Origin of the sequence: Pseudomonas sp. CCC4.1 (genome assembly GCF_035019225.1) — a bacterium.
GTDB lineage: Bacteria > Pseudomonadota > Gammaproteobacteria > Pseudomonadales > Pseudomonadaceae > Aquipseudomonas > Aquipseudomonas bubulae.
The window spans coordinates 109,162-126,744 of sequence record NZ_JASJWL010000008.1 but is presented as its reverse complement, the minus strand read 5'-3'; the positions used below and the strand labels follow the sequence as shown (position 1 = coordinate 126,744).

General features: G+C 53.4%; 17 protein-coding genes, 1 tRNA gene and 3 pseudogenes. 16 read left to right on the top strand and 5 right to left on the bottom strand.

The window, feature by feature from the left end:
* The 10 genes from QN377_RS05800 to QN377_RS05755 all read left to right on the top strand — a co-directional run.
* Window positions 1-741, top strand: a 741-nt coding sequence (locus QN377_RS05800; RefSeq protein WP_323567613.1) for an electron transfer flavoprotein subunit alpha/FixB family protein, incomplete at its 5' end; no start/stop codon positions are given.
* A gap of 136 nt (window positions 742-877) precedes the next feature.
* Window positions 878-1,696 carry a substrate-binding periplasmic protein gene (locus QN377_RS05795; protein WP_095002269.1) on the top strand — a complete coding sequence of 273 codons (819 nt, stop codon included), beginning with the start codon at window positions 878-880 and terminating at the stop codon, window positions 1,694-1,696.
* Window positions 1,697-1,705: 9 nt separating this feature from the next.
* Entirely contained in the window at window positions 1,706-2,062 is a 357-nt protein-coding gene (locus QN377_RS05790) for a DUF4398 domain-containing protein (protein WP_095002268.1), read from the top strand.
* Window positions 2,059-2,865: an OmpA family protein gene (locus QN377_RS05785; RefSeq protein ID WP_095002267.1), complete on the top strand. Its 807-nt coding sequence runs from the start codon at window positions 2,059-2,061 to the stop codon at window positions 2,863-2,865. Before QN377_RS05790 ends, QN377_RS05785 begins: the two co-directional genes overlap by 4 nt.
* A 247-nt stretch (window positions 2,866-3,112) precedes the next feature.
* Window positions 3,113-4,582, top strand: coding sequence for a PLP-dependent aminotransferase family protein (locus QN377_RS05780; RefSeq protein WP_095002266.1), 1,470 nt, complete (start codon window positions 3,113-3,115; stop codon window positions 4,580-4,582).
* A gap of 71 nt (window positions 4,583-4,653) precedes the next feature.
* Window positions 4,654-5,127 carry a translation initiation factor 2 gene (locus QN377_RS05775; RefSeq protein WP_303396360.1) on the top strand — a complete coding sequence of 158 codons (474 nt, stop codon included), beginning with the start codon at window positions 4,654-4,656 and terminating at the stop codon, window positions 5,125-5,127.
* Between the two features lie 153 nt (window positions 5,128-5,280).
* On the top strand, window positions 5,281-5,535 hold the full coding sequence (locus QN377_RS05770) for a YkgJ family cysteine cluster protein (protein WP_016779971.1): 255 nt from the start codon (window positions 5,281-5,283) through the stop codon (window positions 5,533-5,535).
* A 47-nt stretch (window positions 5,536-5,582) separates the two neighbouring features.
* Entirely contained in the window at window positions 5,583-6,191 is a 609-nt protein-coding gene (locus tag QN377_RS05765) for an START domain-containing protein (protein ID WP_095020313.1), read from the top strand.
* Window positions 6,192-6,456: 265 nt separating this feature from the next.
* Entirely contained in the window at window positions 6,457-6,798 is a 342-nt protein-coding gene (locus QN377_RS05760) for a ribonuclease E inhibitor RraB (protein ID WP_016779973.1), read from the top strand.
* A 623-nt stretch (window positions 6,799-7,421) separates the two neighbouring features.
* Window positions 7,422-8,144, top strand: a complete 723-nt coding sequence (locus tag QN377_RS05755; protein WP_095002263.1) for an amidotransferase — start codon at window positions 7,422-7,424, stop codon at window positions 8,142-8,144.
* 114 nt (window positions 8,145-8,258) lie between these two features.
* On the opposite strand, the gene QN377_RS05750 is transcribed toward QN377_RS05755, so the two are convergent.
* From QN377_RS05750 to QN377_RS05740, 3 genes are all read right to left on the bottom strand, one after another.
* On the bottom strand, window positions 8,259-9,230 hold the full coding sequence (locus QN377_RS05750) for a magnesium and cobalt transport protein CorA (RefSeq protein WP_095002262.1): 972 nt from the start codon (window positions 9,228-9,230) through the stop codon (window positions 8,259-8,261).
* An 83-nt stretch (window positions 9,231-9,313) separates the two neighbouring features.
* Entirely contained in the window at window positions 9,314-10,096 is a 783-nt protein-coding gene (locus QN377_RS05745) for a lysophospholipid acyltransferase family protein (protein ID WP_095002261.1), read from the bottom strand.
* A gap of 222 nt (window positions 10,097-10,318) precedes the next feature.
* On the bottom strand, window positions 10,319-11,008 hold the full coding sequence (locus QN377_RS05740; RefSeq protein WP_095019389.1) for a crotonase/enoyl-CoA hydratase family protein: 690 nt from the start codon (window positions 11,006-11,008) through the stop codon (window positions 10,319-10,321).
* A gap of 307 nt (window positions 11,009-11,315) precedes the next feature.
* On the opposite strand from QN377_RS05740, the gene QN377_RS05735 reads away from it, so the two are divergent.
* Together QN377_RS05735 and QN377_RS05730 are read left to right on the top strand one after the other, a co-directional pair.
* Window positions 11,316-11,405 (top strand) — tRNA-Ser (locus tag QN377_RS05735).
* Window positions 11,406-11,804: 399 nt separating this feature from the next.
* Window positions 11,805-13,598, top strand: coding sequence for a DUF262 domain-containing protein (locus QN377_RS05730; protein WP_322213302.1), 1,794 nt, complete (start codon window positions 11,805-11,807; stop codon window positions 13,596-13,598).
* Window positions 13,599-13,750: 152 nt separating this feature from the next.
* Here the strand turns inward: QN377_RS05730 and QN377_RS05725 are convergent.
* Window positions 13,751-13,888 (bottom strand): annotated as a pseudogene (locus tag QN377_RS05725) (site-specific integrase); the annotation flags it as partial.
* Between the two features lie 74 nt (window positions 13,889-13,962).
* Between QN377_RS05725 and tnpB the strand changes: the two are divergent.
* The 4 genes and pseudogenes from tnpB to QN377_RS05705 all read left to right on the top strand — a co-directional run.
* Window positions 13,963-14,322 carry an IS66 family insertion sequence element accessory protein TnpB gene (gene tnpB, locus QN377_RS05720; RefSeq protein WP_322213300.1) on the top strand — a complete coding sequence of 120 codons (360 nt, stop codon included), beginning with the start codon at window positions 13,963-13,965 and terminating at the stop codon, window positions 14,320-14,322.
* Window positions 14,323-14,340: 18 nt separating this feature from the next.
* A pseudogene (gene tnpC / locus QN377_RS05715) lies at window positions 14,341-15,858 on the top strand (IS66 family transposase).
* Window positions 15,859-15,927: 69 nt separating this feature from the next.
* Complete coding sequence (locus QN377_RS05710; protein ID WP_322213299.1) at window positions 15,928-16,188, top strand: DUF6429 family protein; 261 nt, start codon at window positions 15,928-15,930, stop codon at window positions 16,186-16,188.
* Between the two features lie 42 nt (window positions 16,189-16,230).
* Window positions 16,231-16,380: pseudogene (locus QN377_RS05705) on the top strand (DNA adenine methylase); the annotation flags it as partial.
* Between the two features lie 72 nt (window positions 16,381-16,452).
* On the opposite strand, the gene QN377_RS05700 reads toward QN377_RS05705, so the two are convergent.
* Window positions 16,453-17,436, bottom strand: a complete 984-nt coding sequence (locus QN377_RS05700) for a DUF4062 domain-containing protein (RefSeq protein ID WP_322213298.1) — start codon at window positions 17,434-17,436, stop codon at window positions 16,453-16,455.
* Window positions 17,437-17,583 lie beyond the last annotated feature (147 nt).

Genomic DNA, 17,583 nt, shown 5'->3' with positions numbered 1-17,583 from the left:
GCCTACGCCCATCAGTTGCCTGAAAACGTTGCGCCATTGGTTGCAGAGCTGGGCGCTGGCTACAGCCATATCCTGGCTGCAGCTACTTCCAACGGCAAAAACATCCTGCCGCGCGTTGCTGCGCAACTGGACGTTGATCAGATCTCCGAGATCATTTCGGTGGTTAGCGCCGACACCTTCACTCGTCCGATTTACGCCGGTAACGCCATTGCCACCGTACAGTCCACTGCGCCGGTCAAAGTGATCACCGTACGCGCCACCGGTTTCGACCCGGTTGCTGCGCAAGGTGGTTCGGCAGCGGTTGAAGCGGTTGCAGCGGTTCACGATGCAGGCACTTCGTCGTTTGTTGGCGAAGAGCTGGCCAAGTCGGACCGTCCTGAGCTGACCGCAGCCAAGGTTGTGGTTTCTGGCGGCCGTGGCATGCAGAACGGTGACAACTTCAAGCTGCTGTACACCCTGGCTGACAAGTTGGGCGCTGCTGTTGGCGCATCCCGCGCCGCTGTGGACGCAGGCTTCGTACCCAACGACATGCAGGTTGGCCAGACCGGTAAAATCGTTGCGCCACAGCTGTACATTGCGGTCGGTATTTCCGGCGCGATCCAGCATCTGGCCGGGATGAAAGATTCCAAGGTGATCGTTGCGATCAACAAGGACGAAGAAGCACCGATCTTCCAGGTGGCCGATTACGGCCTGGTAGCGGACTTGTTCGAAGCTGTGCCTGAGCTGGAGAAACTGGTTTAATCCAGTTGCTTCACTTATAAAGGGCCCGGTTACCGGGGCGTGGGGAAGGGTAGGGCACTCAGTGTCCTGCCTGTTTTCACAGCCCGGGTAACCGGGCTTTTTAATGCCTGTCAATTGTGTGGAGGGAGTGTAGGGTATGGATATGCGTCAGATCAGCAGGCTGCTGGCAGGGTTGGTGTTTTTGCCATTGCTGTCCGAGGCGGCGGGCAAATGCGAACGCCTGATCGTCACCGGCAGCCCCGATGCCCCGCCTTACCTGTGGCGTGATCCGGCCGACCCTGCCCATTTGATCGGCGCCAGTGCCGACCTGATCCAGCAGGCTGGCCACGAGCTGGGGATCAAGGTTGAAGTGCTCTATGGCGGCAAGCGTGCCCAGGCCCATGACGAGGTTCGTACCGGACGCATGGACTTGCTGCTCGATGCTCCGCTGACCGTGGCCGGGCTTTCTTCCTTCGATTACATCCACCCGCCGCTGGTGCGCAACGATTATCTGGTGTGGACGCGCAAAGATTCTCCCCTGATCTACGAAACGCCCGCAGACTTGCATGGGCACAAGGGCGCGGTCTCGGAAAAGGCCCGTTTAAGCGAAACCTTCAATGAGTTTGCCCGTCATCAACTGACCCTGGAGCCCCAGCCCGGGTTGACCCAGGCTTTTCAGAAGCTGCTGCTGGGGCAGGCCGAGTATGTACTGGCCGGTCGTTATGCCGGTATGGTCACTGCGCAAACCCTGGGCATCGCCGATGATTTGCTGGCACATCCGCAACCTGTCGATCAGCCAGGGCTGTTTTTGGCTGTTTCCCATGACTCAGCCTGTAATGAGCCGTGGTTGCGCGGACAGCTCGCCAAAAAGATGACAGAATTGCCCGCCTCCGGCCTGACCGAGGCGGTAGTGCAACGCAATCTGGAGCGGTGGAAAACCCAGCTGCAACAACCGCTCAGCGCCCCAAAACAGTAGGAATCCCTAGTGACAATTCGACCTCTTTTCGCTGCCCTGGCCGTTGTGGCTCTGGCGGGGTGTGCAGCCGATCCTGCGCCGAATGAACAATTGCGTTTGACCGAGCAGGCCCTGGAGCAAGCCAAGGCGGTGGGTGCAAAAGCCGATGACCTGGCCGAGCTTAAACAAGCCGAAGACAAGTTGGCCCAAGCGCTGGCCGATATGGCAGATGAATCTTACAAGGACGCGCGCATGCAGGCTGAACAGGCGGAGCTTGACGCCCGCTTGGCTGAAGCTCGTGTGCTGACGCAAAAAAGCCAGGAACAATTGAACGTGCTCAATACCCGTATCGCGCGCTTGCGCAAACAACTGGCGGAGGCGCAATGAGCCTCAAGTCCGCAGCTTACATGGGGGCGCTGGCTATCGGCCTGAGCGGTTGCACCGGCCATCACAACAGCCAGCAGGCCTTGCAGCAGGCCGGTACCGACTTCCAGGCCGTCAAGGAAGATACCAATGTATTGCGCATCGCTCCCAAGGACGTGATCCGCTCCGGTGAGTCCCTGGCGCGTGCTGACCGGTTGTCCAGCTATTGGGGCAGCGGTGATGACGTTGCGCATTACGCCTACTTGAGCCAGCGTTACAGCGAAATCGCCCGTGAGCACACCCAGCAGGTGCTGAATGAAGAGCGCGCGGCCAAGCTCGAGCTGGAGCGTCAGCGACTGCAACTGGCCTTGCGGGAGGCCAAGCTGTTAAGCGTTCAGCAGCAGGGCCAATGGCTGGAAGAGCAAATCGTCAGCCTGGCCACGACCCAGACCGATCGTGGCCTGGTCATGACCCTGGGTGACGTGTTGTTTGATACAGGCGAAGCCGATTTGAAAAATTCGGCCAACCGCACGGTGCTCAAACTGGTGCAGTTTCTGCAACTCAACCCCAAGCGCATTGTGCGGATTGAGGGTTACACCGACAGCACGGGCGGCACGGAGGATAACCTCAAGTTGTCCATGGCCCGTGCCCAGGCAGTGGCGGATGTGCTGATCGACCTGGGTATCGACGAGAAACGTATCCAGGTGGAAGGTTATGGCGACCAGTACCCGGTGGATGTGAACGCCAGTGAGCGCGGCCGGGCCCAGAACCGTCGTGTTGAAATCGTCTTCTCGGACGAAAAAGGCCAGTTGGGCGCCGCTCGCTAAAACCGGGATTTGCCTGGACTGTGGGAGCGGGCTTGCTCGCGATTGGAGCGGCTCGGTGTGCCAGGCGTACCGCGGTGCTGCCATCGCGGGCAAATCTCGCTCCCACAGCTGCATTGTCCGCACCCATACAGTTACCCCCGCACTCGCGCTGTACGGCTTAGATAAGTGACAACTGTGCCCGTACACTTCTAAACTGTTCCGGTATTGTTCCCCATAAAAACAAAGCCTGAACATCGAGTGCAGCGCCATGACCAACCTTTTGCTTTACCAACGTATCGCTCAGCAGCTGGCTGAAGATATCCGGCGTGGCGTTTATCAGCCGGGCGAGCGTGTGCCTTCGGTGCGCAAGATGAGCTCGCAGCTCAACGTCAGTCATGCCACGGTGTTGCAGGCCTACGCCAATCTTGAAGACCAGGGGTTGATCCGGGCACGGCCGCAGTCCGGATATTATGTGCACCAGACCCCGGCGCTTACCGCACCCACTCCGGATATCGCCCGTGTCGAGCGTCCGGGGCTGGTCACCCGCAGCAGCATTATCCAGCAAGTCCTGGTCGAGTCCCGCCGCGAAGGTGTGTTCCCGCTGGGAGCGGCGGTGCCCAGTGTCGATTACCTGCCTGTACGCGCTTTGCACCAGCAACTGGCCAAGGTCACCCGCTTTCACAGCCCGCGGGCGTTCAGCTATATGTTCAGCCCCGGCTTCGAACCCCTGCGCCGCCAGGTGGCAATACGCATGCGCGATGCTGGCGTGGTGGTCGATCCGTCTGAAGTGATCATCACCCACGGCTGTGTCGATGCCCTGCAAATGTCATTACGGGTGCTGACCCGCCCCGGAGACCTGATCGCGGCGGAGTCGCCAACGTACTACGGCTTGTTGCAACTGGCTGACCTGCTGGGTTTGAAAGTCATTGAAATCCCCAGTGACCCGGCCACCGGCATGAGCCTTGAAGCCCTGCAACTGGCCGCCAATCAATGGTCGATCAAGGCATTGGTGCTGACCACGCGCCTGAGCAACCCCCTGGGTGGGACCATGCCTGAAGAGCGGCAAAAGCAGCTGCTACGCCTGGCCTCGGACTTTGATATCCAGATTGTGGAAGATGATATCTATGGCGAACTGATGTTCGAGGTCGGGCGCACCAAGGCCTTGAAGGCCTTTGATCGCCTGGATCGGGTGATCTACTGTTCGAGCTTTTCCAAAACCCTGTCACCCGGTGTGCGAATCGGCTGGATGATTGCGGGCAAGTTTCAGCAGGAAATCCAGCGCCTGCAAACCTTTACCACCCATTCGGCCTGCAGCGTGACCCAAATGGGGGTGGCGGCTTACCTTGAAAATGGCGGTTACGACCGCCATTTACGCTATATCCGCCAGGAATACAGAAAAAACCTCAGTGCTTTTCAGCTGGCGGTGCAACAGCATTTCCCGGAAGGGACGCAGATGTCTCGCCCCAGCGGTGGTTTTATCCTGTGGGTCAGTTTGCCGGGCCGGGTCAATACCCAGGAGCTCCATGTGCGGGCGCTGCAACAAGGCATCAGTATTGCGCCGGGGCTGATTTTCAGTAACACCGAGCAGTTCAATCATTGCATCCGGTTAAACTGCGGCACGCCCTGGAATCGGGAAGCCGAGCGGGCCCTGATGACGCTTGGCATGCTTGCCAACCAGCTCTGCCAGGAAACTGCAGGTCTATATGGTGGCTCTGCAATAGCCGGTATGGCATTTTGACTATAATTACCTTGTTCCCCTGTGCGTAAAGCGCGAGCATACGCACCTGAACCGTTAAAGCTGTGGGAGTTATGAAAGCGACATATTGTGTGAGTCTTGTGTTGATGGGTGTTTTGAGTGCGCTCAATGCAGTCGTTGCAACAGCAGATCCGGTGCTCCCCGCATCCACTTCTGCGCAGACGCAATCTGTCCATTCATCGGCAAAACCTGCCGCCAGCGAGAAAAAAGCGCCGGTCAAAAAGCGTAAGCCAATCGCCACAAAATCCCGGTCGGCCCATGAAATCGCCAAAAAGCCCTTGCCTGCTGCCAAGCTCGACCTGCGCCTGCCGCCCGAGATGGTCAAGCAACTGCGGCCCTTGGGCACGGTAGCCATGCCTGCGCACAAACCGTTACTGCCCAATATGTTTGGCGAAAAGTCTGTCGAAGAAAGTCCTTTTCAGCTCAATGGGCGTTTGCTCAGTAATGAAATGGACCTGCAATTGCGCAATGAATATCGACACAATGAAATCGAAGGTGCGGCACTGGATTTCGAGTTCAAACAATAAGTGTCGAGCGCTGTAAAACAGCCTTCTAAACTGACTGATCAGTCACCGTCATTTATCGGCACATTCTGCTGAACGGTCAATTTCAAACACCTGTTCCAGCGAGTACTATCCCTTGTCATCAACACACTTTGCCCCGAACGAGGAGCTGACGTCATGAATTGCCGTGAAGGCTGTGGCGCATGCTGCATAGCCCCTTCCATCAGTACACCGCTGCCCGGTATGCCCAATGGCAAGCCTGCCGGGGAACGCTGCCTGCATCTTTCTGTCGACTACTTGTGCGGTTTGTTCGGCCAGCCGCAACGCCCTGCGGTGTGTGGTGATTTCAAGGCAGATATCGAGGTGTGCGGCAGCAATCGGGAAGAAGCCATCAACCTGATTGGCTGGTGGGAGCAGGTGACCGCTGCATAGTGTGTTCGTGTCCAGTGAACAAACCTTCAACAATAAGGAACAAGACAATGGGTTCGTTGCATAAAGTGGCATTGATCTGTGGTTTGAGCGCTCTGCTGGCGGGTGTGGCTCAGGCTGAAGACTGGAAGGTTGCCAAGGATCAGGACGGCATCAAGGTGTCGCTGAGTGAGGTGGCCGGCTCCCAGTACAAGGCGTACCAGGGCGTGACGACCATCAAGGCGCCACTGGCCAAAATCAGCAAGTTGCAGGAAGACGTGGCCAGCGCTTGTGCCTGGATCCATGAGTGCCAGTCGCAAAAGCTGCTCAAGCATGAGGGCGACCAGAGCTGGACTTACACCCAGTTCAAAACACCGTGGCCGGTTACCCCGAGAGATTCGGTGCTGCTGGTAACGTCTACCCAAGGCGCAGATGGCAGCCTGACCCGCACGCTCAAAGGCCTGCCGACCTATATCCCGGAAGAAAAGGGCTTTGTACGGGTTGCCCAGGTCAACGGCTTCTGGAAGCTGGTGCCCAAAGGTGACAACCTGACCGAAGTGACCTATCAGGTACACACCGAGCCGGGCGGCAGCGTGCCTTCCTGGTTGGCCAACAAGTTTGTGGTCGATGCGCCTTTCAATACCCTCAAAGGGCTGAAAGAGCGCGCTGAAAAGCCGTAACTCACAGCAGCGCAAGCCGGGTCCTGGACAGCGCATCTGTCCGGGTACCGGGCGCGGTTTTTTCCGACAAACGAAAAAACCTGTTGAAATTCATGGCTTGCCCCCTTGGCAGATCCCGCACCCTGGAGCTACTCTGCAACCAGACCAGCGAAGTAATCGACTGGCTCTGATCTTGTTTGCTACATGCTTATTTCTTCCCTTGTCACGGCCCGACTGTTGCCGAAGGGGAGCGCTGAATGTCTATCCATTGCGAGGAGGACGTTTCATGAGCACAGCCCATCAAGAAGACCTCAGCAGCTATGTGCTGCGCCGCATGAAAGAAGGCGGTTTTGATTTTTCACGTATCCATCCCATCGAGTTTTACGCGATCTTCCCGGACGAGGAGCGGGCGCGCAGAGCTGCACAAAAATTTTGTGGTGAGTCCCTGAATGCGCAGATCAATGTGCGAGATGACGGTGCATGGCATCTGGAGTTGAGTAAGGTGATGTATGCCACTTATGGGGGCATCGGCGATTTCGAGCAGGACTTTGAAGCAGTAGTCGTGCCGCTGGGAGGAATTATCGAAGGTTGGGGCGTGAAGCAGGAGGTGCGTGGCCTGCTCAATTGAAAGGTGTTTGATCGTTTCTCGGCTGGCCTCAGGGCCGGCCGTTCTGTTTTATAGCCAGCAACTTTAGCCCGCGAAGACGCGCAGGGGCGCACGTCTTCGGCATATTGGCATGTCTAACCGATAACCTTTGTCAGGTTCGGCAAGATCAGCAGCAAGGTGGTAGCAAAGAGGATAAGACCGGCTTGACGTACTTTCGTATGTTTGAACATGGCTATCTGCCTTTTTTTGTTTTTCCTGAACGACAATGCCTGCGCCAAGAGATTAATGCCTCGAAAAGAAAGCGGCCCTGGCAACAGGGTTAACCTTAGAGCCCCCATAAGACATGGCTTAGAACCCTTTAACATCATCCAAGTGCAGTAAGTTTCTAAAACGCTATTAAGTCTTTTACCCCTGACCTGCCGACCCGTATCTAGACGCAACGGGCCCGTTTGGTGTCCATATTCTTAGCCCCCTACCGTTCGTCAGGGAGTGCAGTGCAGCCCTGTTTTGTCCTACAAAAGGCCCCCGTTTTCAGGGGTTGCAGGGTGATTACTACGTTCAGTACTTGCCATCAAATACCCTTTCAGGGCAGGCTCGGATCTGTTGTCATCATTACTTTCGCCTTTATCGTGCAAGGTACTTTTATGTCGCTACGCATCTGCATTCTGGAAACCGACATTCTGCGTCCAGAGTTTGTTGACCAATATCAGGGCTACGGGCAAATGTTTGTGCGCCTGTTCTCCACGCAGCCAATCGCGGCACAGTTCACTGTTTTCAATGTCATGCATGGCGAATATCCGTCTGATGACCAGACGTTCGATGCTTACCTGGTTACCGGCAGCAAGGCGGACTCATTTGGCACCGATCCGTGGATTCAAACCCTCAAAACCTACTTGTTGACCCGCTACGAGCGCGGTGACAAGTTGCTGGGCGTTTGCTTTGGCCATCAATTGCTGGCGCTGCTGCTGGGTGGCAAGAGCGAGCGCGCCACTCAAGGCTGGGGCGTGGGCACCCACCAGTACAAACTGGCTGCCAAGGCACCGTGGATGAACCCGGTGGTCGAGGACTTGACGCTGTTGATCAGCCATCAGGACCAGGTTACGGCCTTGCCGGAGAACGCCACGGTCATTGCTTCCAGTGATTTCTGCCCGTTTGCCGCCTACCACATCAATGATCAGGTGCTGTGCTTCCAGGGCCACCCCGAGTTTATCCACGACTATTCGCGGGCCTTGCTTGACCTGCGCCAGGAACATCTGGGCGAGCAGGTCTACAGCAGCGGTATCGCCAGCCTGGGCCAGGATCATCATGGCCGCACCGTTGCCGAGTGGATGATGCGTTTTGTGTCGCACAAGCCGCAGATCGCCTGATATCCGGCTCGATATAGGTGGGAGCGGGCTTGCTCGCGATTGGAACGATGCGGTTTGGCTGAACAATCGCGCTGTCTGAATCGCGAGCAAGCCCGCTCCCACAGGGTGAGAGGGTTAGAGCCAGCCAGACCGTTTGAAGCTGGTCCACAGGCCGGTGACGCCCACCGCAATAAACCCCAGCACACCGAAATAGCCGTAGTGCCAGGTCAATTCCGGCATGTTCTGGAAGTTCATCCCGTAAATCCCCGCCACGGCAGTGGGGAACGCCAGGATGGCCGCCCAGGCGGCGAACTTGCGCTGTACATTGCTCTGGCGTGAAGACTCCAGTAGCACAACGATCTCAATGGTCTGGGTAGCGGCATCGCGCAGGTTGGTGAGATCTTCCATCTGCCGCGTGACGTGAATCTGCACATCACGAAAATAAGGACGCATGTTCTTGTCGATAAAGGGGAAGGTCAGGCGCTGCAGTTCTTCGCTGATCTCCACCATGGGCGCCACATAGCGGCGCAGACGCAGTACATCGCGGCGCAGGCCATGCAGGTGGACGATGTCCGCCTCATTCAGGGCATTGCCCATGATGCTTTGTTCGAGCTGCTCGATTTCGGCATGGATGGCTTCGCTGACAGGCTGATAACTCTCGGTAACGAAGTCGAGCAGGGCATACAGCACAAAGTCTTCACCATGCTCCAGCAGCAGCGGCCGTGCTTCGCAACGCTGGCGTACGGATTTGTAAGAGGCTGAATGGCCATTGCGGCTGGTGATGATATAGCCGTTGCCGGCAAAGATATGGGTTTCGACAAACTCCAGTTTGCCTTCATGGCGAACCGGAGAATAGATCACGATAAACAGCGCATCGCCAAAGGTCTCGAGCTTGGGACGGCTGTGTTGCTCAAGGGCGTCTTCGATGGCCAGTTCATGCAGGTTGAACTGGCGTTGCAAGTTGGCCAGCTCTTGCGCGTCGGGTTGCTCAAGACCAATCCAGACGAAGTGACCAGGCTTTTTCGCCCACTCAATGCCTTCGTCCAGCGTGATATTGGTGACTTTCTTGCCTGCGTTATAAACCGCAGCAGCAACAACTCTCCCCATAGTTCTAATCGCTTCTTCTTCAAAGGGTTATGGCACGAAGATGCAGCTTAGCGTGCTATTGGCCACTTTGAGACGACAAAGGTTCAGTGGTTCGGGTTGGATACTGTCGAGTTGCCCTTGGACAGGGGTGGCAAGTGAATGTTTTTCTGGCTCAGCAGTTCCCGGTCCATGGCTTCAATGCATTCACGCATCTGCTCGTGGCACTGTTCCATCAACTGCGGGATGTCATTCAGGGTCAGGCCGGCTGTCGGGATGGCAGGCAGTGAACGGATCTGGATATCGGCACTGTGCCAGCGGTTGAGCTGCAGGTGCTGGCTATAAGTGCTAACGCACACCGGTACGATCGGCACCCCGGCAGTGATTGCCATCTGGAATGCGCCCTTCTTGAAAGGCAGCAGGGTTTTGCCGAAATTGCGCGTGCCTTCCGGGAATACCCAGATGGACGTGTCTTTCTCTTGCAGGGTGCGGGTAGTCGTCAGCATCGACTTGCGGGCTTTCTGGGCATTGCCCCGATCGATCAGCACGTTGCCCGCCAACCAGAACAGCTGGCCGAACAGAGGCACCCACTTAAGGCTTTTTTTGCCGATGCACACAGTGCGGCGCGGTACCACGTTGCCGAATATAAACAGGTCGTAGTTGGACTGATGATTGGCAATCACCACACAGCTTTGCGGCTTGTCCATCAGCGGTCCGACCTCGGCCTTGAGTCTGTAGCCCAGGATCCAGCGGGACGGCCAGGCATACAGGCGCGCGCACAGGCGGCTGTTGTCCGGATTGAAGGGACGGCACATGCCCAGTATTACACCCAGTACGCCTGCAAGCATAAAATGCAGACACATCAACAACATACGCATCGAAAGTAGCATTTACAGGCTCGCCAAAACAAAAGTCGGCGCAGTGTACGGATGTGCACTGTCTTCAGCAATTACCCCGATACAAGTAGGAGATAGCTGAAGTTTTAGCATTTGTTTCAACGAGCTTTGTAAGAGGCGGGCCAGAGCAGTTTGAGAATGATTGCAGGGGGACGTCAGGCAGGCACAATCCCGACCGCAGGTTGCGGTCGGGACCGGTATTTCAGGGGGGGAGGGTCAGAGCGGGTGGTGCTGGTCTTCTTCAATTGCCTTGTCCAGCGTTTCCAGCAGCTCCTTGCGCACCTTGAGCTTGGTGTTCCTGTGGGCCCTCATATTGATCTTCTTCAACTGGCGGGCGGCTTCCAGGGCTGCGGCTTGCAGCTCATCAGGCTTGACCACCTTGTCGAGGAAGCCTGCGTCAACTGCGGTGAGCGGGGTGAACATCTCACCGTTGATAACCGAGCGGTGGAATGCCGATTTGCGCAGCCGGTCGCGGGCCAGCTCAATACCGGCATGGTGCATGGTCATGCCTATCTGCACTTCGTTCAGGCCGATGCTGAACGGGCCTTCCACGCCGATACGGTAATCCACCGACAACAGCAGAAATGCGCCCTTGGCCACCGCGTGGCCGGAACAGGCAATCACCACCGGGAACGGATGCGCCAACAGGCGACGAGCGAGGGTCGAGCCCTGTCTGACCAGCTCAATGGCTTGCTCGGGGCTGGCGGTCATCACCTTCAAGTCATAGCCGCCAGAGAGAATGCCTGGTTGCCCGGTAATGATGACTACAGCGCGATCCTGCTCGGCCTGGTCCAGGGCGGCATTAAACGCAGTGATCACATCCGGGGAGATGGCATTGACCTTGCCATTGCTCAAGGTCAGCGTGGCGATACCGTCTTCCAGGTGATAGGCAATCAAGTCACTCATGGCGCAAATCCTTGTTATGAAGTGGGGCAGACGTTACCCAGCCCCGTGGCCCAGGTAAAGGGCCATGACTGACCGGTGAGTCATGCAATTGGCCTGCACCTTCTATATAGAGGGCAGCGGAGCAGGGTTTTTGCCTGAACGGGCAAAGCTGCGGTGCCGGAATTTGGCAGAAACGCCCCCCCGTGGCATACCGCCAAAAGGACTATTTTCGTAAGCACATGAAAATTCTGAAAAAAACATTTGTCATATCGAAAGCTTTCGACTACATTAGCGCGCCTCGACAGACAGAACTTGTTTGAAGAGATACGGTGAAGTGTCCGAGTGGCTTAAGGAGCACGCCTGGAAAGTGTGTATACAAGAAATTGTATCGAGAGTTCGAATCTCTCCTTCACCGCCACATTAAGTAAACACAAACCCCTGATTTTCCTAGAGAAAGTCGGGGGTTTGTGGTTTCTGGCGTCTGGAAAAGGGCGATATGGGGCTGGAATGGGGCTGGAGGGCATTTATTGTTGTTAATTTGCTTGTGTCGGATTCCCCTCAGTGTGGTGATTCAGGGTAGGGGCGTGCATGATTTTGTCGAGTGCAGTACTTCTTCATTTTGGCCATTTTCGATCTGTAGGTAGAAGTCACTGCTCAGGTGATGAGAATGCCCATGCGGTTTACCTAGGTGCGTGATACCGTGTTGAGTTTGCTATTCGCGTACGGTTTTAGATATTGGTAGTAGATCGTGCTCATACTGCTGTTCTTACAAAATGTAGTGAGCTTCGAAAGGATTCTAAATTAACTGGAGGTTGGTATGGCTTCACCACAGCAAGAATTGATTGTCAGAGGCGAGCAGGTAGAACGTATTTACATAAATTATGTCGATAGAAAATATGTTGTGAATAGACGCTATCAGCGGAAGCTGATTTGGACTATTGAAGAAAAGCAGAATTTTATTGATTCTATAATTAGCGGATTTCCTGTACCTATTATCTTGCTCGCAGATCCGCAAGATAATCCAGCAGGGCATTTGGAAATTATTGATGGTATGCAGCGCATGGACGCTATTACGTCATTTATCAGTAATGACTTTGCTGTTGATGATACTTATTTTGATTTGAATACATTCGCTACAACAAAAGATATGCTGGATCGTGGAGTCCTAGAGCAGCGTGCGCCACTAATGTCACGCGAGAAGTGCCTTTCGATAGCGGCTTATCCTGTTCCGCTTTCTATTTACGAGTTTGCTGATGCTGAGTCCGTTGATGAGGTCTTTAGGAGGATCAACTCAGGTGGTCGTCAACTTTCTCGGCAAGAATTAAGGGTTGCAGGTGCTACGAATGCTTTCGCTGATTGCGTACGAGTAGTGTCTTCAAGAATTCGCGGTGATACTTCAAATGGTATTTCGCTTTTTTTGAATGAGATGAAAAAAATCAGCATTACTAATAGAGAGCTGCCGTACGGGATTAATGCAGAAAACGTTTTTTGGGTGTATCACGGAATCTTAACTAAAGATCATCTTCGTCAGAGTCGAGATGAAGAACTTGTAGCGGACGTAATAGCTTATATGGTGTCCGATGGCCCTATAGCATCCAGAACTGAGTTGTTCGATGACTATTATGGTGCGAGAGTTCCTCTGAAAGGTGGAAGCCTTGATAGATTTCAATCCATGGATCAAGCGATTCGGCGACGGAATCCTGATCTAGTAGATCTTGATTATCAGCGCACTCACGATGCTCTTGTTTTAATGTTGGCGCAGGCCGGGGTGTCCTTCTACCAACTTTTATTCCCTTCTAATGGGGTAGGAAATCCCATACCTCGATATTTTCAAGCTGTATTTTTGGCTATGCATGACTTGATCGTAAGAAAGGGCATGATTGTAGTGGATAGGGCTGGTGCTATTGGTGCTCTGACCAATAAGGGTAAGCATATTGTTATCCAAGAAGGTGGGCGGTGGGGGGCAGAGAATAGAGCCGCAGCGGTAAATACTGTTGTTGGTATTATACAGCAGTTTTTTGAAGTGGATTCGAACCCAGATCCTGCAAAAGTTCATTGGGTAACTAAGCTGCAAAACCTACTTACTAACTCAAAGACTGAACAAGCCGCATTTGATTTTAAACAAGGCTTCTTGGAGCTTTCTGATAATCCAAAATTTGATGATGGGTCGTTTGATAAGATTCTGGAAACTTGTGCTGCAATAGCAAATATTCAGAAGGGGCATAAGGGTTATGTAGTCGTAGGTGTTGCTGATAATGCTCAAACTGCATTGCGCGTAAATAAGCTCTTTGGGGTTGATCCGCTTTTGTTCGGTGAGTTTCATGTGACTGGTGTCGAGCATGAAGCTATATTTCTAGGTAAGAACTTAGATCAGTTGTTTCAGATGATAACTGATAAAATAAATCGCTCTGAGCTTTCTGAACCTTTGAAGTCTTATGTTGGTGCGCATATGAAGTGTGTAAGCTACTTCGATAAAACGGTCTTTGTTCTTGAGGTGGAAGGGCAGCAGCAGCCTTCGCTGTACAAAAAGACATACTTCTGTAGGCGTGGCACGCAAGTTGTTGAACTTGAGCCTGAGGATTTCCCTGTCTTATTTTCAAGGTTCAGGTAGTTGTAAGGGTCTTTAGCGGTGCGCCCTTTCGTGAGGGCGCATTATTAAAAGTTTTATATATTAATTACAATTAACTTGGTAGGATTTTCTGAGGGGAAATTGTTCGGTTTTTTTCGAAAGTATTACTCTTATTTGAGTGCTGAAGTATAACGCTAAAGCATCAATGCCATCTCCAGCATCCCAACCACATCCGGCTCATCCTCATTAATCCAGGTCCCATAGCGCTGGCGGATCATATTCCCGTTGGTATGCCCCATCTGCTCGGCGATCCAGTCAATCGTAAGCGCTCCATGAACCCCATATTCAAAGTCGCCGCGTGATCCCGGATGCTGTGCTCCCGATTTCTTTCTGGAGCCCGCCAGCCATGATGCGCCCCGACGCAAAAGTTGAAAAAGTGTATCTCTACCCCAAGCCCGTCGACTTCCGAAAGTCCATTGACGGTCTGGCGGCCTTGGTCGAGTTGGACATCAAAGTCGCGGTGTTCGACCCGGTGCTTTTCGTCTTCCTCAACAAGCCACGCAACCGGGTGAAGATTTTGTACTGGGAGCGCAACGGCTTCTGCCTTTGGCTCAAGCGCTTGGAGTCCGAACGTTTCAAAACGTCGCCCGACGTGATGGACGAAGCGATTGTCCTGACCGTCCAGGAACTCAACTGGATGCTCGACGGTTTTGATCTCTGGCGTAACCGTCCTCATCAGGTTTTGACGCCGCGATTCGTGGCCTGATTCGGTATAATCCAGGGCATGATTTCGATGCCCAAAGATCTTCCTGACGACCCTGCGCTGCTCAAGCAATTGCTCGAGCAGATGCTGCTTGAGCGCGAAACGAACAAGGGGCGCATTGTTCATCTGGAAGAAGAAAACGCGCTGCTGCGCCAGCGTTTGTTCGGACGACAATCCGAGCAAACAGATCCTGCGACGCCTCAGTTGGCCTTGTTCAACGAAGCAGAAAGCGTCGTCGAAGCTATCGATGAAGACTCTGAAGAAGATGTCGTAGCCCCCACCAAGCGCCGTGGCAAGCGCAAGCCACTGCCTTCCACTCTGCCGCGCATCGAAGTCATCCACGAACTGCCCGAGTATGAACTGACTTGCGTCTGCGGTTGTCGCAAACACGCCATTGGCGAGGAAATCAGCGAGCAACTTGAAATCGTCCCGATGCAGATAACACGTTCGTAAAGTCTACGATTGCCGCGACTGTGAGACTGCACCGGTCACTGCGGACAAACCGGCTCAGGTGATTGAAAAAGCATGGCCAGCCCGAGCGTTTTGGCGATGCTGCTGACCACCAAATATGTGGACGGTTTGCCGCTTCACCGCTTTGAAAAAGTACTGGGTCGTCACGGCATCGATATCCCCCGCCAGACCTTGGCTCGCTGGGTTATCCAGTGCGGTGAGCACTTCCAGCCGCTGCTGAATTTAATACGCGATAGCCTGTTGGCCAGTCGCGTCATCCACTGCGATGAAACGCGAGTACAGGTGTTGAAAGAGCCTGACCGCGAGCCAAGCAGCCAGTCCTGGATGTGGGTGCAAACCGGCGGACCGCGGGATAAGCCGGTCATCCTTTTTGACTACTCCACCAGCCGAGCGCAGGAGGTGCCTACGCGCCTGCTCGAGGGCTATCGTGGCTATGTCATGACCGATGATTATGCCGGTTACAACGCACTGGGCGCCCAAGCTGGAGTTGAGCGTTTAGGGTGCTGGGCCCGTGCTCGTCGCAAATTCGTTGAAGCACAGAAAGTGCAGACCAAAGGTAAAACGGGACGCGCGGATATCGCGCTGAATCTGATCAACAAGCTTTACGGCATCGAACGCGACCTGAAGGCCTGCGGTGACGCTGAACGTAAAATCGGTCGTCACGAACAAAGCTTGCCGGTGCTGGCTCAGTTGAAAAGCTGGATCGAAAAGACGCAGCCACAGGTGACAGCTCAAAACGTCTTGGGCAAAGCCATCAGCTACTTGGCGAGCAACTGGAAGAAACTTGAGCGGTATGTCGAGGAAGGCTACTTGCCAATCGACAACAACCCGGCCGAACGAGCCATCTGGCCCTTCGTGATCGGAAGAAAGAACTGGCTGTTCAGCGACACGCCCAAAGGTGCGACGGCCAGTGCCCAACTTTACAGCCTGGTCGAGACCGCCAAAGCCAACGGCCAGGAGCCCTATGCGTGGCTGCGCCACGCACTTGAGCGCCTGCCGTCGGCTTCTTCGGTTGAGGATTACGAAGCTTTACTGCCCTGGAACTGCTCGCCGGTCTCGCGTAGTTAAACGCGCCATCCATCTTGATGGCGAGCGGGGTTTGCGGTGAGCTTAAAGAGTACGAGCGGAGCAATGATCATGGAATACGACGATAAGTTGATTGAAGAAGCCGTGCTGGCCCTGTTGACAACCTTCAGCTCTGATAACGGCAATGCTTGGAAAGGGTTAGATTTCGAGACCATGAACCGATTGCATGAACAGGGTTTCATCAGTAATCCAGTGAACAAGAACAAATCGATTTGGTTGACGGCTGAAGGGCTGGAGCGAGGTCGGCAGATAGCCGACCGGTTATTTGGGGTAAGAACTCAAGCGGAGCAGGTAGCCGACTCGGATACCTGACTTCATACCACGGCCATATGGTAGGTGGGGTTTATGGATCGCATACATATCAGACGGGTGTTTGAGGGCTTTCACTTTGAGACGGTGGATATTCGGTACAGCACTGCGAATCAGCGGCAGGGGAAGGCTGATGTGAGTGGGGCGTTGGTGGTTATGAATTGGGAGCCGGAGGCTTTGGGGATGTTATTTTGATGGGGAGGTAGAAATATCGTTATCTTGGTTAGGCTAGGGCGCAGCTTTTATAGCTGCGCCAGTTTTTAATATTTATTTTGATTTTGATTTTGATTTTAGTTTCTTTTTTTCTATGTGGGCTAGTAGTTGTATGCCAAGAGGGGTTACGAAGTAGCGGCGGTATTGTACGCCTGCGATTTTTTCATTGTCTGTTAGACCATAAATCTGTAGTTTTGGACATATGTTGAAGTACATGAATCTAGAGTAATCTGTAATTTGTGAGGCGGAGTTGGTGGTTCCAGAGATTAGTGAGTCTTTATTGTTGTAGAATATATCGCGTAAGCTTGTTTCGTATTCTGTTTCAGAGGTGCTTAGGCTTGCAGGTACGGTAATTTTTATATTTGTTAAGGTTTCTTCTAGTCCTGATAAATCGGTGCTCTGGGCTTGGCTAGCCTGCGGAACGTGCTGAGGGCGTGATTCTAAAGTCTTAATTGTTTCTCGCAGGATATTATTGTCATTTGATAACTTAGTGATCTCATCGAACAATGGTTTTGTATCGATTAATTCACCGCCTGATACCCATCCCTTGAGCTCTTTATTTGCTGAAAAATCGGATAGACTTTCATGGATGCATAATTTTATATCTTTCGTGTCTTCAAAAAAAGATGAAATATTGCATAGTACTTTCTTTCGGAATAGACCAAGCTCTTTCGGGTTCTCTTTTTCTAAAAAGCTCGTTCCGAATTTTTTGATTTTACCCTCTAGGGCATCTTCTTTTATAACAACTGAGAACATTGGTTTGTTTTGTGTTGCTGCGTAATCAAACTCTAACTCTGTGTAGCTCAGGTTTGTAGTGCTTTCTACAGACCCGTATCTACCGCCCAAGATTAACATGTAAACATCAGATTCGTCGATCCAGCTTGTAATGGTTTCCATCTGAGAGCGGTCGCCCGCAGTGAAAAGTTCCATTCCTGCTGGAATATGACCTGCTTTTAATATGGCACTAACTGCTGCCTGCCTTTCTTCAATTAGATCGGTAAAGGTGCTTGAGATAAATACTTGCAGTTTCTTTTTCATGCCAAATCCTTGCTTGTAACAAACCATATATAAAATATAGCCTTTTGCCAGTACGGTGTAAATAGAATTACTTTATTTTGGCTAATCTAATGTTGTGCTCCACATCGCCTCCCGTCATCGTAATATTGCGAGGCTTATCAAATGAGC

Coding starts and splice junctions, on each gene's coding strand:
- QN377_RS05740 (WP_095019389.1), bottom strand. CDS start 11,008: ATGAGTGACTTGATTGCCTATCACCTGGAAGACGGTATCGCCACGCTG.
- QN377_RS05770 (WP_016779971.1), top strand. CDS start 5,281: ATGAATTGCCGTGAAGGCTGTGGCGCATGCTGCATAGCCCCTTCCATC.
- QN377_RS05775 (WP_303396360.1), top strand. CDS start 4,654: ATGAAAGCGACATATTGTGTGAGTCTTGTGTTGATGGGTGTTTTGAGT.
- QN377_RS05760 (WP_016779973.1), top strand. CDS start 6,457: ATGAGCACAGCCCATCAAGAAGACCTCAGCAGCTATGTGCTGCGCCGC.
- QN377_RS05765 (WP_095020313.1), top strand. CDS start 5,583: ATGGGTTCGTTGCATAAAGTGGCATTGATCTGTGGTTTGAGCGCTCTG.
- QN377_RS05700 (WP_322213298.1), bottom strand. CDS start 17,436: ATGAAAAAGAAACTGCAAGTATTTATCTCAAGCACCTTTACCGATCTA.
- QN377_RS05755 (WP_095002263.1), top strand. CDS start 7,422: ATGTCGCTACGCATCTGCATTCTGGAAACCGACATTCTGCGTCCAGAG.
- QN377_RS05750 (WP_095002262.1), bottom strand. CDS start 9,230: ATGGGGAGAGTTGTTGCTGCTGCGGTTTATAACGCAGGCAAGAAAGTC.
- QN377_RS05780 (WP_095002266.1), top strand. CDS start 3,113: ATGACCAACCTTTTGCTTTACCAACGTATCGCTCAGCAGCTGGCTGAA.
- QN377_RS05730 (WP_322213302.1), top strand. CDS start 11,805: ATGGCTTCACCACAGCAAGAATTGATTGTCAGAGGCGAGCAGGTAGAA.
- QN377_RS05795 (WP_095002269.1), top strand. CDS start 878: ATGGATATGCGTCAGATCAGCAGGCTGCTGGCAGGGTTGGTGTTTTTG.
- QN377_RS05745 (WP_095002261.1), bottom strand. CDS start 10,096: ATGCTACTTTCGATGCGTATGTTGTTGATGTGTCTGCATTTTATGCTT.
- tnpB (WP_322213300.1), top strand. CDS start 13,963: ATGATGCGCCCCGACGCAAAAGTTGAAAAAGTGTATCTCTACCCCAAG.
- QN377_RS05710 (WP_322213299.1), top strand. CDS start 15,928: ATGGAATACGACGATAAGTTGATTGAAGAAGCCGTGCTGGCCCTGTTG.
- QN377_RS05785 (WP_095002267.1), top strand. CDS start 2,059: ATGAGCCTCAAGTCCGCAGCTTACATGGGGGCGCTGGCTATCGGCCTG.